The organism is Chloroflexota bacterium (assembly GCA_015478725.1).
Classification (GTDB): Bacteria; Chloroflexota; Limnocylindria; order Limnocylindrales; family CSP1-4; genus C-114.
Genome location: JADMIG010000116.1, coordinates 1 through 1,409, shown reverse-complemented (window position 1 = coordinate 1,409; position 1,409 = coordinate 1). Strand labels below are relative to the sequence as shown.

The window sequence follows — 1,409 nt, the reverse complement described above, 5'->3', positions numbered from 1 at the left end:
GGGTCTTGTGACGCAGTCGTGGGTGCCTGACCTGGCCTGACCCTGACCATCCGCGGCGACACGCCGCCTCATTCCTACGGTTTCTGGTCGCTGAACTGGAAATCGAAGGAGGAGGACGGCGTGCGCGACAACAGCGTACTGAGGAAACTGCTGGGTTTGTGCGTCTCCACGGTGGTGGTCGTGGGACGGGAGCTGGTCGAGGCCGGTGACGGTGGGCGCTCGAAGCTGGTGGTCTGGGTGCGGCGCAGAGCCCGGATTCGAGGCCGCTGTGGGCGATGCGGCGTGATGGCACCGTGGTTCGACAACGGTGGCGGTGAGCGACGGTGGCGGCACATCGACATGGGCATGGCGACCTGCGAGCTCGTTGCCGAAGCTCCCCGGGTCAGCTGTCCAGAGCACGGGGTGACCGTCGCCGAGGTGTCCTTCGCCCGCCACGACAGTGCCTTCACCCGGGCCTTCGAAGACCTGGTGGTCTTCGACGCCATCGTGTCCAACAAGCTGGCGGCAGCCAAGCGTCACGGCATCTCCTGGCGAGCCGTCGACCATATGTGCATCCGGGTGGCCACCGAGGCGTTGGGACGGATCGACCTGCTGGACGGCCTGGTCGCCATCGCCATCGACGAGGTCAAGTACAAGAAGGGGCACAAGTACCTGACCGTGGTCTGTGACCACCTGACCGGTCGGGTCATCTGGGCCATGAAGGGCCGCAGCAAGGAGACCGTCCGGGCCTTCTTCGAGGCCCTGGGAGAAGAACGGGCAGCTCAGCTCCAGTTCGTGACCTGCGACGGGGCCGAATGGATCCGGTCGGTGATCGCCGAGCGGGCACCCGAAGCCATCGTCTGCCTGGACACCTTCCACCTGATCGGGTGGGCCACCGCCGCCCTCGACGAGGTGCGGAGGGAGGAGTGGAACACACTCCGGCGAAACGGTGGGGCGCAGGCGGCCAAGGAGTTCAAGGGCCTGCGCTGGATGCTGCTGCGCAACTGGGAGAACCTCTCCTCCAAGCAGAAGGGCACCATCCGTGATCTGGAACGGGCCAACAAGCGAGCGTTCCGGGCCTGGCAGCTGAAGGAAGAACTGAGGGATGTCATGGCCATGCCGCTCATGGCCGCACGCCGGGCACTCGACAGCTGGCTGGCCTACGCCTCACGATCGAAGCTCCCTCCGTTCGTGAAGCTGGCCCGGACCATCCGGCACTACCGGGACTCCATCGAGGCCACGCTCGAGTGGAAACTCACCAACGGGATCTCGGAGTCCAACAACGCCGCCATCGGCAGGATCCGATCTGCGGCTCGGGGGTTCCACGATCCCGAAAGCTTCATCACCATGATCATGCTCAACCGGGCAGGTATCGCCCCTCAGCTTCCATGGACGGCCGATTCATGACCCACGACAGGAGCAGAAGACCC

General features: G+C 65.3%; 1 protein-coding gene. It reads left to right on the top strand.

Translation table 11 applies throughout. The features are described 5' to 3' along the window. The first annotated feature begins 120 nt into the window (after positions 1-120). Positions 121-1,386, top strand: coding sequence for an ISL3 family transposase (locus IVW53_16015; protein ID MBF6607069.1), 1,266 nt, complete (start codon positions 121-123; stop codon positions 1,384-1,386). Positions 1,387-1,409: the final 23 nt, after the last annotated feature.